The sequence below is a fragment of the Pseudomonas knackmussii B13 genome, assembly GCF_000689415.1.
In the GTDB taxonomy this organism is placed as follows: Bacteria; Pseudomonadota; Gammaproteobacteria; order Pseudomonadales; family Pseudomonadaceae; genus Pseudomonas; species Pseudomonas knackmussii.
In genome coordinates, this window is the sequence record NZ_HG322950.1 from 3,798,309 (window position 1) to 3,812,099 (window position 13,791).

The window sequence follows — 13,791 nt, forward strand, 5'->3', positions numbered from 1 at the left end:
ACCGCATGACACGCGAATCTTAGCATTCATGTTTGAAGCACCAACTCATCGGTGTTTCAACCATGAGATCTTGAAAGGAGACGAGTCATGGATAAACGAGTTGCCGAGGTCGCAGGCGCGATCGTCGAGGCAGTACGCAAAATTTTGCTGGACAAGCGCGTCACGGAAGCCGAATACCGCGCGGGTGTCGACTATCTCACCGAGGTCGCACAGACGCGGGAAACCGCGCTGCTTCTGGACGTTTTCCTGAACAGCACCATCATCGAAGGCAAGGCGCAGCGCTCGCGGACCTCTGCGCCTGCGATCCAGGGGCCGTACTTCCTGGAAGGTGCTCCTGTAGTTGAAGGCGTCCTCAAGACCTACGATACCGACGACCACAAACCGCTGATCATTCGCGGTACGGTGCGCTCGGACACGGGCGAGTTGCTCGCTGGCGCTGTCATCGACGTGTGGCACTCGACGCCTGATGGCTTGTACAGCGGGATCCACGACAACATCCCCGTGGACTACTACCGCGGAAAACTCGTGACGGATTCCCAGGGCAACTATCGCGTGCGCACCACGATGCCAGTGCCATACCAGATCCCCTACGAGGGGCCGACTGGGCGTCTGCTGGGCCACCTGGGCAGCCATACCTGGCGTCCGGCGCACGTGCACTTCAAGGTGCGCAAGGACGGTTTCGAACCGTTGACCACGCAATACTACTTCGAAGGGGGCAAATGGGTGGACGATGACTGCTGTCACGGCGTCACCCCCGACCTGATTACGCCCGAGACGATCGAGGACGGGGTGCGGGTCATGACCCTGGACTTCGTAATCGAGCGTGAGCAGGCCGAGCAACGCAAGTCGGCTACGGAGACAGTGGCATGAAGATCGAAGCGATCGATGTGACGCTGGTGGACGTCCCAGCTTCGCGTCCCATCCAGATGTCGTTTACCACGGTGCAGAAGCAGAGCTATGCGATCGTGCAGATCCGTGCGGGCGGGCTTGTCGGCATCGGCGAGGGCAGCAGCGTAGGTGGGCCGACTTGGAGTTCCGAATGCGCTGAAACCATCAAGGTCATCATCGAAACGTACTTGGCGCCGCTCCTGATCGGCAAGGACGCGACAAATCTGCGAGAGCTCCAGCACTTAATGGAGCGCGCCGTAACCGGAAACTATTCGGCCAAGGCGGCCATCGACGTTGCGCTGCATGATCTGAAGGCACGCTCTCTGAACCTGCCGCTGAGCGATTTGATCGGCGGCGCGATCCAGCAGGGCATCCCCATTGCCTGGACCCTGGCGAGCGGCGACACGCAGCGGGACATCGCAATCGCCGAGGAAATGATCGAGCGGCGCCGGCACAACCGGTTCAAGATCAAGCTTGGCGTGCGCTCCCCGGCAGATGATTTGCGCCATATCGAGAAGATTATCGAGCGCGTCGGTGACCGTGCTGCGGTGCGGGTCGATATCAACCAGGCCTGGGATGAGAACACGGCATCGGTGTGGATTCCGCGCCTGGAGGCGGCCGGTGTCGAACTGGTCGAACAGCCGGTGGCACGCAGCAACTTCGATGCGCTTCGGCGCCTGTCGGCCGACAACGGGGTGGCCATCCTGGCCGATGAAAGCCTGAGCTCGCTGGCGTCCGCCTTCGAACTGGCGCGCCATCATTGCGTCGACGCCTTCTCGCTGAAGCTGTGCAACATGGGCGGGGTGGCAAATACCCTCAAGGTCGCTGCGATCGCGGAAGCCTCGGGCATTGCGTCCTATGGGGGCACCATGTTGGATTCATCAATCGGCACCGCTGCTGCTCTCCATGTGTATGCCACATTGCCGACGATGCCCTTCGGATGTGAACTGCTAGGGCCCTGGGTGTTAGCCGACACGCTTACGCAGACCCAACTCGAGATCAAGGACTTCGAGATTCGGTTGCCCTCGGGTCCTGGGTTGGGTGTTGATATCGATCCGGACAAGCTGCGCCACTTCACCCGCGCGGGTTGATTGAAGTCAGTTAGGGGAAAATCACCATGTTGTCTCGTTTATCAATTCGTTTGGTCGTCTGGCTAGGCTGCGTAGGCTTGAGCTTGCTGGCAGTAACGGCGAGTGCTGCAGACTACCCGAGCAAGCCCATTCGATGGATCGTTCCATTCCCGCCGGGCGGTGCAATCGACATGGTTTCTCGTGTCTTGGCCCAGCGCGTGTCGCAAACGCTGGGGCAGCCGGTGACAGTGGAGAATCGTCCGGGCTCGGGCGGGATCATCGGCAGCGCGGAGGTCGCGCGCTCCCCGGCTGACGGTTATACGCTGCTGGTGAACTCGACAGGGCTGGCAGTGGACAAGTGGTTTTATCCGAACGTCGCCTACGATGCTCGGAAAGCATTTGCCCCCGTGGCGCTGTTGGCAACTATCCCCAGCGTTCTAGTGGTGCCGGCTGATTCCCCATACAAGGATGCCAGGAGCCTACTAGCGTACGCAAAGGCCAACCCCGGTAAGGTGTCATTCGCCTCTGCAGGCATGGGGACGTCGATCCATCTGGCGGCCGCTCTGCTGGCCGCTCAGGCCGGGGTTGACCTGCTCCACGTGCCCTACAAAGGGAGCACGCCAGCTGCCGCCGACCTGATCGCGGGGCGAGTCTCCATGATGGTCGATTCGATCACCGCACAGCAGTCGTTTATCAAATCTGGACGGGTGCGTGCGCTGGGTGTCACCAGCTTGCAACCCGCGCCCTCATTGCCTGGGATTCCTCCCCTGGCGCAAGCAGCCGACCAACCGAAGTTCGAGGTCCTGACATGGTTTGGCTTATTTGTGCCGTCACGTACCTCGCCGGACATCGTCAAGGTGCTCAACACAGCAATGAATGAAGCACTGAAGACCCCGGAGGTACAAAAGGCGCTGGCGGATATCGGCGCTTCAGCGCAGGGGGGAACATCGCAAGCTCTGGGCGTCTTATGGGACAACGAGATCGACCGATGGGGCCAGTTGATCGTCCACCATCGACTCAACACCCAATGAACTGTAATCGGAGAGATGAAGATGTTGACTGAAGGGATATCGATTCAATCGTATGACGGGCATACATTCGGCGCGCTCGTGGGCTCGCCGGCCAAAGCGCCCGCTCCCGTGATTGTGATCGCTCAAGAAATATTTGGTGTGAACGCGTTCATGCGAGAAACGGTGTCATGGCTGGTCGACCAGGGGTATGCGGCAGTTTGCCCTGATCTGTACGCGCGCCAGGCGCCAGGTACAGCACTCGATCCGCAGGATGAGGCGCAGAGAGAGCAAGCCTACAAGCTCTGGCAGGCCTTCGACATGGAGGCCGGCGTGGGCGATCTGGAGGCTGCTATCCGCTATGCGCGACACCAACCCTACAGCAACGGCAAGGTGGGATTGGTGGGGTATTGCCTGGGCGGTGCGCTTGCCTTTCTAGTGGCCGCCAAAGGATACGTGGATCGCGCCGTAGGCTACTACGGTGTTGGACTGGAGAAGCAGCTCAACAAGGTCCCGGAAGTCAAGCATCCGGCGTTGTTTCACATGGGCGGCCAAGACCACTTCGTGCCCGCGCCAAGCCGCCAGCTGATTACTGAAGGCTTCGGTGCCAATCCATTGCTGCAAGTGCACTGGTACGAAGAGGCCGGACACTCGTTCGCCAGGACGAGCAGTTCGGGCTATGTGGCGAGTGCCGCGGCGTTGGCCAACGAACGTACACTGGATTTCCTGGCGCCCTTGCAGAGCAAGAAGCCATGAATTTCATTCACGACTATCGTTCCCCGCGGGTGATTTTTGGACCCGACAGCCTCGCCCGATTGCCGCAGGAACTGGAACGTCTCGGCATTGACCGGGCGCTCGTGTTGACCACGCCTGAGCAGGCGCCCCTGGGACGGCAAGTAGCCGAGCCGGTCATCGGCCACGTGGCAGCCTTCTACGATGGTGCGACCATGCATGTACCCGCTTTGGTGGCTGAGGAGGCCTGCAAGATTGCGCGCACGAGTGAGGCTAATGGCGTCATTGCGATTGGTGGGGGATCTACTATCGGACTCGCTAAGATCGTGGCGCTCCGTACAGAGTTGCCCATCGTCGCTGTGCCCACGACATATGCAGGTAGCGAGATGACGTCCATCTTCGGTATCACAGAGGGTGGCGTCAAGAAAACCGGCCGCGACGCGCGTGTCATGCCCCGTGCAGTTATCTACGAGCCCCGGCTGACCCTAGAGCTACCCCTTAGCATCAGCGTGACCAGCGCGATCAATGCAATAGCCCATGCAGTTGAAGGCCTGTATGCGCCAGATGCCACGCCGCTGCTTACCATCATGGCCCAGGAAGGAATCGCAGCGACGGTACGCGCGATTTCCAGAATGTATCAATCACCAAGAGATCTTCAGGCTCGCGGCGACGCGCTTTATGGCGCTTGGCTCTGCGCGAGCGTGCTTGGCAACGTCAGTATGGCATTGCACCACAAGCTGTGCCACACGCTGGGAGGAACGCTCGATCTCCCTCATGCCCAGACCCATACGGTCGTGCTGCCCCACGCGCTGGCCTATAACGCGCGCGCGGTGCCAGACGCAATGCGTGTGCTGCGCATTGCCCTGGGGCATGACGATCCACCCACGGCCTTGTACGAATTGGCTCGCGACAATGGCGCACCCGTGGCCTTGCGCGATCTCGGAATGCGCGAGGAGGATATTGAGCATGTTGGCGACCTGGCATTGCAGGACCGCTATCCCAATCCGCGGGAACTGGATCGAGACGCATTGCTTGCATTGCTGCGCGATGCGTACCACGGACGCCCGCCTTCCGCTTGAGGAGGTTGGCATGGAATTTTCTTTTGATACAAGTTGACGCCCCAGGCGTTGGCCACTCCAGCCGCACAGCCGGGCGGAGTGAACACAACAACACCACCACCACCACGAGGTTGCGATGGCGCATCTGTCCTACTCTCCTCCGAGGAATTTCGACGCCCTTTACCGACAACGTGTATTCCAGTCCCATCAGGCCGTGCGCATGCATGACGCGGCAGCGCGAGAGTTGGCCGACCATAGCCTGACATGGCGTTCGGGCAACGTCGATGCGGCTTTGTACAAGGCACGCGCGCGGCGCCTAACCCTGTTCTCCTTTCGCTATGGTGCAGAGGTCGAAATTGCACCAAGACCGAGCGAGGAGTTCATCGTGGTGCATCATTCGATCAGAGGCGCCGCAGAATTGAGCGTTGACGGCCAGCATATGGTATTGCCCCAAGGGCGCACCGGCTGGATGGCCCCACGGCGAAATTGGCGCATGCGCTGGGAGGCGGGGTGTGAGCAACTCATCCTGAAAATTCCGCGCGACATGATCGAGGCGGGTGGTATCGCACCGATGGCACCACTTGCGACTTTGCCAGCAGGGCTGGATACGCAGTGGCTGCTGCTGGTCCAGGTGTTGCTGGGCGCGTCGTCCGCACCGACCTGCGCGGGAGAGCCCGCCGCGTGGGTGGAGCATATCGAGCAGGGCTTGGCTTCGCTGCTGCGCGCGGCCAGTTCCTGTAGTTTGCCGCGCGAGTCGAGCGATCGGAACTTCGTTGCGCGCGACCCCATCGCCCGGCTTCAGGCCATGGAAGACTATATGCGTGAGCGCCTTGGGGCGCCTATCGGACTGGCAGACCTATCAGGTGCGGCCGGCGTCAGCGCCCGGGTCCTGCAGCAGACCTGTCAACGTCACCGGCAGATGAGCCCCATGGAGTTGCTACGAGACATGCGCCTGGATGCTGTCCATGCGTGGCTATCCGAGCACCCGAGTGCCAACATCACCGAGACAGCCCTGTTCTACGGATTCGGCCACCTCGGCCGATTCGCCGCCTACTACCGGCAACGCTTCGGAGAGTCACCGCACCAGACGGCGCAGCGCCGGTGTTGCGCTCTCTCCTGACTGCGATATCGCAGCGTCAGTGCATGCCGAGCGCTACGGCGTGGCGACGGCCGGTATGTCTCTCGCGAGCACGACTGGTTTGCGCGCTGCAGGATCTGCAGGATGGGCTGCCGCTGTTGCGGGGCCGAACCGTTCGAGGCCTTGGCACCGTCCTTCCAGACCGGCTCAAATCCTTGCTGACCCGCGTAACGGCAACTGGAGTCAATGTTGCCTGACGGATGGGCTGTGGCGTCTTGCCTGGTGTTAGCGAACCGGATTCCCCCATCCATCGCTTCATCGCTTATCTCGGTGCCGCAGACGTGGTGATCCTGATCCTGCCCTTGGTCTATGCCCCATGCTTACGCAGGCGGCGGAGGCAGCCAAGACAGCACCGTAGCAGTACCAGCCTGAGAGCGTGTGTGGACGCCCCGGAGTGCCAAGCCCTCAGTTCGTTAAGGCAATGGATCGCGGTGCGGAGCGTCCTCGGCCATGAAGGCAAGCAAGGTACGGCGCAGCAAAGCTCCACTCTTCATCGCTGACATCCGTCTGATACGGCCTTCTTGGCGCCGCTCCAAGGTACGGAATCGCCCAGCCGATCAATTCAACAATTAAGAAAGTACGCGCACGCGCTAAGGCCGGCCGCATGGCATGTCGCCTGGGGTCTTTCTATTTTCACCAGTTTCGGACTCTGGGGATATCCCTTGGATTTTCGCAATCCGGATTCTGATTCATATACATATTCGCGCAGCGGATAGCTGAGATGAGCAGGCGTTCCTAGACTCCATTCAACGCAATGTTGAAAAAGGAGACTAAGCCATGTCCGAAATGGTCGCCAAGCCGTCTGCGCATGCCGAGCGCACAGTGTCTTTTTTACAGCCCAATGGTTCCGAAGTGCCTTTTCGGGTCTTTAGTTCGCAGGAAGTGTATGACCGCGAGCAGGAGCGAATCTTTCGCGGTGCGACCTGGTCCTTCCTCGGCTTGGAGGCGGAGATCCCGAACGTGTACGACTTCAAGAGCACTTTCATCGGCGACACGCCGGTAGTCGTGACGCGCACGCCCGATGGGTTGTCATGCTGGGTCAATCGATGCGCGCACCGCGGCGCGCAGGTCTGCCGCGAGCTGCGTGGCAACGCCCGCTCCCATGCGTGCGTGTATCACCAGTGGGGCTATTCGGCAAAGGGCGATCTGCTGGGCGTCCCGTTCCGCCGGGGCCAGAATGGAATGGCCGGCATGCCGGCCGACTTCAAGACCGAAGAGCATGGTCTGCAGCAGGTGCGCGTCGCCAGCTACCGTGGGCTGGTGTTCGGCACCTTTCGCCAAGACACGCCGTCGCTGGAGGACTACATCGGTCCGATGATGCGCCCCTGGATTGACCGCATCTTTCACAAGCCGGTGGTCTATCTCGGCTGCACGCGGCAGTATTCCAAATCCAACTGGAAGCTGTACCTGGAAAACGTCAAGGATGGCTACCACGCGAGCCTTCTGCATCTGTTTCACACAACCTTCAACATCTACCGCGTGGGGATGAAGGTGCGCCAGATGGCGGATGTGGGCGGCCTGCACAGCCTCTTGACCTCGACCAAGCCTGAAGTCGATACCAATACCGCTGCGGCCTACGAGGCCCAGAAGGTGCGCACGATGAACAACAAGCTCGTGCTGGAAGACCCAACCCTGCTCGGGCAGATCCAAGAGTACGAAGAAATCACCACCAACAACATCCAGGCCATCTTCCCCCAATTGGTGATCCAGCAGATCCACAACACGCTGGCGGCGCGCCAGTTGCTCCCCAAGGGTCCGAACAACTTCGAGCTGATCTTTCATTTCTTCGGCTACGAGGACGATACCCCGGAGTTGCGCGAACTGCGCCTCCTCCAGGCCAACCTCGTCGGTCCCGCAGGCTACATCTCGATGGAGGACACGGAGGCCACAGAACTGGTGCAGCGCGCCACGCGCATGGATCCGGACAGCCATTCGTACATCGCTATGGCCCAGGACGTTCCAGAGGAGACGGACTCTTCGATCACGGAATACATGATCCGACGCTTCTGGACCAGCTACCAGGCATTGATGGGGTACTGAGCATGGATACGAACAACGCACAACTCTGGACCGAAATCGCAATCTTGCAGCACCAGTACGTGAGCGCGCTCGACAGCGGAAACCTTGAGGCGTGGCCGCAATTTTTCACAGAGGACTGTCGATACGAAATCATTCCAAAGGAGAACGTGGATGCAGGGCTGCCGGCGCCGGTCATCTACTGTCGCAATCAGAAGATGCTACGCGACCGGGTGACCTCGCTGCGCAATGCCAACATCTACGAAAGCCACACCTACCGGCACCTGGTTTCGGGCCTGGTTCTGACGAACGTGGCACAGGACACCGTGCAAACGACGTCAAGTTATGTCGTGGTCATCACCGGCCTGACTGGCGAGTCCTCTATCTATCAGGCGGGGGCCTACCAAGACGAAGTAGTCAAGGCGAACGGCGTTTGGCGTTATCGCGCCAAGCGTGTGATGTACGACACCTTGCGCGTACAGACTCTGCTGGCCACTCCGATCTGAGACTTGGCGGCGATGTTGAGAATGCCGATTTCCGTATGCAACCTCTCAATGCAGGCCGCCACTCAAACGGTGAGGCAATGACTATTTTGTGAGAACGATGAATACTGCCTTCCTTCCCGATCCTGCTTCATTGCGTGTTCGTGTCGTGCGCAAAGAGGCTCTAACAAAGGACATTGTCCTGATTGAGTTGGCCAGTGTGGACGGCCAGCCTCTTCCCACGTTCACCGCGGGGGCACACATCGATGTGCAACTGCCGGGCGGCCTGACGCGCCAATATTCGCTATGCGACACCGCTGCAGAAACCTACCAGATCGCCGTTCTCAAGGAGCCGCAGGACGAGGGGGATCGGTGGCGATGCACGACCTTGTGCATGCAGGCAGCGAGCTCGTTGTCGGCACGCCAAGAAACCTCTTCGAGTTGAGTGCATCAGCCCAGAGCAGTCTCCTGCTTGCAGGAGGAATCGGAATCACGCCATTGCTTTGCATGGCGCAATCACTGGCGACTGCCCGCCGGCCGTTTTCTTTGCATTACTGCACTCGCTCTGCCGAAGCGACGGCCTTCCGCGGCGCGCTCGCGGCAGCGCCTTACGCGGCGCAGGTGCACCACCACTACGATGATGGCACGCCCGAGCAAAAGCTGGATCTGCCTGCTCTGCTGTCCTGCCCTCAGCCTGGGATGCATCTGTACACCTGCGGGCCATCCGGCTTTATGGATGCGGTCCTCGCAGCGGCGCGGGCCTCGGGCTGGCCCGAGTCTCAGTTGCACTACGAGTTCTTCAAAGCCGAGCCTCCGCAATCAGAGAACGATGGCAGCTTTGAGGTCCAGGTGGCGAGCACCGGCGAGGTCATCCCTGTAGCCGCCGATGAGACGGTGCTAATGGCTTTGGCCGCACACGGGATCGAACTGCCCGCCTCGTGCGAACAAGGCGTCTGCGGTACTTGCCTCACGCGTGTACTGGGTGGCGAACCCGATCACCGTGATATGTACCTCACCCCGGAGGAGCAGGCCCAGAACGACCAGTTCCTACCGTGCTGTTCCAGGTCGAAGTCCGCTCGTCTGGTGCTCGATATCTGAGTTCAGGAGCAATCGCGTAGCACGTGGCCACTGCCAGGCGATTGCCTTTGATCCAGAGTGTCCTGGTGGATCGAAAACGGAGCCTCGATCCGATATCGCGCGTCTGCGTTCAGTGCACCCCCAAAAGCAGGGACTGCAACAACGAAGAGGATGGGGTCGAAAAGGTCCTCATGAGCCCACGTAAATTCTTAACCGGAGAATCGGATGCGTACGATCAACCTTGCCTCCCTCACCGCGGACGCGAAATTCAACCGATTCCATCTCAGCATATTGCTGTGGTGTGCATTGATTATCGTCATGGACGGCTACGACCTTGCCGTCGCCGGAATTGCGCTACCGAGCATCATGCAGGCGATGTCGATCGAGCCGGCGCATGCCGGTTTAATGGTGAGTTCGGCGCTCTTTGGCATGTTGTTCGGAAATCTGCTCTTCGGCACGTTGGGTGAGCGCATCGGCCGCCCCAAAGCCATTGCGATCTGCGTGTTTTTGTTCAGCGCGTTCACGGCCGCGGCCGGCCTGACCAACGACCCCAAGACCTTTGCGCTGGCCCGCTTCGTGGCAGGCCTGGGCATCGGTGGAGTGATGCCCAATGTGATCGCGCAGATGACGGAGTACTCGCCAAAGCGCATGCGAGCCATGTTGGTCGCGCTGATGTTCAGCGGATATTGTGTTGGTGGGGTGCTGGCGGCAGTGCTTGGAAAATCGCTGATTGAGGTCCATGGCTGGCAGTCGGTCTTTCTCTTGGCCGCCGCGCCGATCGTGTTGATCCCGTTCATCCTCCGCAGCATGCCTGAGTCGGTGCCGTTCCTCATTCGGAGGAAGGACGCGCGCGCGTTGCAACAGCTCGCCGCGAAAATTGATCCCACGTACACACCCCATCAGGATGACACCTTTGTCGGCATCGGCGCCGAGCAAGCCGGTGCAACCGCGCCGGTCAGGCAGCTCTTCCAGGACGGTCGCACGCCGAGCACCGTACTGTTTTGGCTGTCATGCGTGATGTGCCTGTTCATGGTGTACGCGCTGAGCTCCTGGTTGACCAAGCTGATGGCTTCGGCGGGCTACAGCATCGGCTCAGCCTTGACTTTCGTGATCGTGATGAACCTGGGAGGAATTTTGGGCGCGATCGCTGGCGGCTGGCTAGCGGATCGGCTCCACATCAAGTACGTGCTCGCAAGCATGTATCTGATTGCGGCAGGCTCGTTGGCCATGCTGGGGCAGGAGGTCAGCACTAGCCTGCGTTATGTGCTGATCGGTCTTGCAGGCGGAACGACCATCGGTACGCAGATCGTAGGCTGCGCCTACGTGGGCCAGTTCTACCCGAACACGATTCGTGCAACCGGGCTGGGATGGTTCCTTGGTGTCGGGCGTGTGGGAGCCATTGTGGCGCCGATCGTGATTGGTGCGCTTGTGGGCGCCGAATTGCCTCTGGGGCTCAACTTCGTTGCCATCGGCATTCCAGGCTTGCTGGCGGCGATCTTGATCTTCTGCATTGACCATGCGAAGTCGGCATCGAATGAAAAGGAGGCGGCCAAGGAATCGTGGGCGACAGGGCGGCCTGCTGCAGGCGTGGTATTGGGCCGCGACTCTTGATCGCTGTGATCTAACGACTCTTCATAGAACATGCCCCACCACAGCTCCGAAAGAACTCGCCATGAATGCCAATCAGCCAGCATCGCCGGAAGGCCGCCTAGTATTGCTTCTTTCTTCATCGTCATTGCAACCGATCATCCTGGCATGTCTGAAGTGCGTGCGCGGGTACGGCCGTCGCATCGCATTTGGCTGCGCGAGCATCCGGGCCACGCGATCAATGTTGTCCATGGGGGGCCGTTGCTGGACACGCAAGGCGCCATGGATGGCACGCTTCTCGTTGTGCAGGCGGCGCATATCGACGACGTGCACGCCTTCGTGGCCCACGACCCCTACGTACAGGCAGGTCTGTTTGCCGAGCTGTCGGTTCGCACATGGGAATGGACCTTGGGGCGGGGAACCTCATAAATCCTGGGTACAGGCCTCCTACCCGCCGCTCAAGGAACGGACATCCGGACGCGGAGGCGAAAAACCTTACCGGGAGGAATTGCAGTCGGTCTTGGCCGTCTGGTTGATCAGTTCGTTGCAATAGCCGCCCACGACGGGATTTAACGCACTCCTAGCGTCTAGGTAAACACGCGTTGCGGCACCCGTTGGCGTCGAAGTCCTGGCTCGTCAGCACGGCGCTTCTTCGAGCGCATTCACGTGGCGTTGCAACTGGCGAACGAACTCGGAGAACTGGGGTGTCTCGTCTGTACTGGAGCGCTCGAACTCCTTATAGGGCGTGACGGCTTGCAATACTTTGCCCACGTTGGTCGGTGTGACGACATCGATGGCTGCACGGTTTCCGAGGTTGGAATGGGGCTTGGTCAACAGACGATACAGCGCCCAAGAATCTACATGCGGGCATTGGTTCATGAGCGCTTGGGCCAGCCGGCGCTTGAGCGGCACCAGTTGCCAGTCGGGAACGCGCTGCCCCCGGTTGCCCAAGCTGATGGACAGTAGCTTGCCTGCCTTCAGCTCGCGGTTGATCTGGTCTTTGGACTTCCCAGCCAGCTTCCCGAACAGCGCGACCGGCAGATTGTTCGGCGACTCGTACATGGCCAGCATTTCCTCACGCTCGCGCTGGATGGCAGAGACCTCCGACTCAGGAGCATGCGCCGGAGGCGGCGGCACCTGCGACAGGCGCTGGAACGTGATTCCGCCGCTGTTGGGGGTCACGACGATGGGCGTGGCCGCCACGGGCGGTGAGCCGGAGACACCGGGCTCGGCGACCGTCGGGGCCACGTCCACCGCTTCCTCCACTTCCGCCATCGCTGGCACCCCGTCGATACGGATGGTCAGGTGCGCGCTCGCAGCTTGCACTTCGCCCTGTTCGAGCAGGTCCAGGCGATCGGCCCAGTCCTGCATCATGCGGCGACGCGGCTCCACGTACTTGGCGTGGTTGTAGGCCGAACTCACCTTGTTGGGGTCGGAGTGCGAAAGCTGCGCGTCCACCCAAATCTTCGGGTAGCCGATCTCGTTGAGTGCCGTCGAGATGGTGCCGCGGATGCCGTGCCCGGTCAGGCGCCCCTCGTAGCCCATGAGCTGCACGGCCTTGTTGAGGGTGTTCTCGCTGATGCGTTTCTTGAGTTCGCTGCGGTGCGACAGCAGGTACTTCTGCGCCGGCCGCATCACGCCCAGGAGATAGCGCACGATCTCGATGGCCTGCAGGGACAGGGGCACGATGTAGGGCGGCACGTCCTGCGGCCGCTTGCCGGCCTTGCGCATTTCGTCCTGGAGTTGCTTGACGACCTCCGGCGGGATGATCCAAAAGCCCCGGTCGAGGTCGAACTGCTCGGGTTCGGCCAACCGCAGCTCGCCCGTGCGCACCCCCGTCAGGAACAGTAGCCGCACGCCAAGCTGGGTCTGCCAGCCCCGGGGGTTGTAGCGTCGCAGCTTCTGAAGGAACTCGGGCAGTTCGGGCAGGTGCAGATAGGGGTTGTGGGCCACCGGGGGCTTGGGCTCGGCCACCACGTCCAGGTCCGCAGCCGGGTTGACTTCCAGCCCCTCGGCGATGACCAAGGCATAGCGGAACATCTGGTTGAACCAGGTGCGGACCTTCTCGGCCGTGGTGAACGCCTTGCGCTTCTCGATCGCCGCCAGGACGCCCAGGAGCTGGGGCCGGCGAATGTCATAGATGGACATCTTCCCTAGGGTGGGCAGCACGTCCTTGTTGAAGATGCGCAGGATCTGCGAAAGCGTACTCTGGCGGCCTTCCTTGAGTTCCTTGCGGCGATGCTCGACCCAGGCATCGAAGACGTTCTTGAAGGTGTATTCGCCGGCCAGCTTGGCCGCGTGCCGACGCTGATCGCGTTCGATTTGGGGATCGATCCCCCTGGCGATCAGGGCCTGGGCCTTGTCCCGCTCGGCGCGGGCCTCGCGCAGGCTGAGGGCAGGATAGCCGCCCAGGGCCATGCGCTTTTGCTTGCCCAGCCAGGAGTAGCGGAACATCCAAGACTTGCCGCCTGCGGCAGAGACCATCAGGCTCAGGCAGTCGTTGTCGTAGAGGGTGTAGCGTTTGCCGGTGGTCTTGGCCTGCCGGACGATCAGATCAGAGAGTGCCATTTCGAGGCTCCTAAGTAATGACTTAGGCCCTATGCTCGTCATGGTTCCCGCTCAGCCCCAGCAACTATCCGGAAGCCGCCTCACCCGTATTCCTGTGCCTAGATTGGCGCCTAAAAAAGGCTGGCTGTGGGTGGATTTCCGTGGCGCTCGCTGGAATGAAAAAAGGGG

11 protein-coding genes and 1 pseudogene are annotated in these 13,791 nt (G+C 60.7%); 11 read left to right on the forward strand and 1 reads right to left on the reverse strand.

Translation table 11 applies throughout. The annotated features are described in order from the left end of the window. The first annotated feature begins 87 nt into the window (after window positions 1-87). The 11 genes and pseudogenes from PKB_RS17865 (at window position 88) to PKB_RS17915 (ending at window position 11,484) form a co-directional block, all read left to right on the forward strand. A complete protein-coding gene (locus tag PKB_RS17865) occupies window positions 88-870 on the forward strand; it encodes a chlorocatechol 1,2-dioxygenase (RefSeq protein ID WP_011489353.1) in 783 nt (260 codons plus the stop codon). After that, the gene (locus PKB_RS17870; RefSeq protein ID WP_011489354.1) at window positions 867-1,979 is read left to right on the forward strand and encodes a muconate cycloisomerase family protein; all 1,113 of its coding nucleotides are present in this window, start codon (window positions 867-869) and stop codon (window positions 1,977-1,979) included. The genes PKB_RS17865 and PKB_RS17870 overlap by 4 nt, the downstream gene beginning before the upstream one ends. Before the next feature lie 26 nt (window positions 1,980-2,005). Continuing rightward, window positions 2,006-2,989 (forward strand): Bug family tripartite tricarboxylate transporter substrate binding protein, encoded by a 984-nt coding sequence (locus tag PKB_RS17875; RefSeq protein ID WP_012248464.1) that lies wholly within the window; start codon window positions 2,006-2,008, stop codon window positions 2,987-2,989. Between the two features lie 21 nt (window positions 2,990-3,010). Then, window positions 3,011-3,721, forward strand: a complete 711-nt coding sequence (locus PKB_RS17880; RefSeq protein WP_011489356.1) for a dienelactone hydrolase family protein — start codon at window positions 3,011-3,013, stop codon at window positions 3,719-3,721. Beyond that, window positions 3,718-4,776, forward strand: coding sequence for a maleylacetate reductase (locus PKB_RS17885; RefSeq protein ID WP_011489357.1), 1,059 nt, complete (start codon window positions 3,718-3,720; stop codon window positions 4,774-4,776). The genes PKB_RS17880 and PKB_RS17885 overlap by 4 nt, the downstream gene beginning before the upstream one ends. Before the next feature lie 115 nt (window positions 4,777-4,891). Next, a complete protein-coding gene (locus PKB_RS17890; RefSeq protein WP_011489358.1) occupies window positions 4,892-5,875 on the forward strand; it encodes an AraC family transcriptional regulator in 984 nt (327 codons plus the stop codon). A gap of 795 nt (window positions 5,876-6,670) precedes the next feature. After that, window positions 6,671-7,933 carry an anthranilate 1,2-dioxygenase large subunit AndAc gene (andAc, locus tag PKB_RS17895; RefSeq protein WP_011489367.1) on the forward strand — a complete coding sequence of 421 codons (1,263 nt, stop codon included), beginning with the start codon at window positions 6,671-6,673 and terminating at the stop codon, window positions 7,931-7,933. A gap of 2 nt (window positions 7,934-7,935) precedes the next feature. After that, entirely contained in the window at window positions 7,936-8,415 is a 480-nt protein-coding gene (gene andAd, locus PKB_RS17900) for an anthranilate 1,2-dioxygenase small subunit AndAd (RefSeq protein ID WP_011489368.1), read from the forward strand. Window positions 8,416-8,512: 97 nt separating this feature from the next. Then, a pseudogene (locus PKB_RS17905) lies at window positions 8,513-9,489 on the forward strand (PDR/VanB family oxidoreductase). Between the two features lie 204 nt (window positions 9,490-9,693). Further along, window positions 9,694-11,079 carry an MFS transporter gene (locus tag PKB_RS17910; protein ID WP_011489370.1) on the forward strand — a complete coding sequence of 462 codons (1,386 nt, stop codon included), beginning with the start codon at window positions 9,694-9,696 and terminating at the stop codon, window positions 11,077-11,079. Window positions 11,080-11,223: 144 nt separating this feature from the next. Beyond that, window positions 11,224-11,484, forward strand: coding sequence for a YciI family protein (locus PKB_RS17915; protein ID WP_339325519.1), 261 nt, complete (start codon window positions 11,224-11,226; stop codon window positions 11,482-11,484). A gap of 207 nt (window positions 11,485-11,691) precedes the next feature. Here the strand turns inward: PKB_RS17915 and PKB_RS17920 are convergent, their stop codons facing one another. Then, window positions 11,692-13,623 (reverse strand): tyrosine-type recombinase/integrase, encoded by a 1,932-nt coding sequence (locus tag PKB_RS17920; protein WP_011489372.1) that lies wholly within the window; start codon window positions 13,621-13,623, stop codon window positions 11,692-11,694. Window positions 13,624-13,791: the final 168 nt, after the last annotated feature.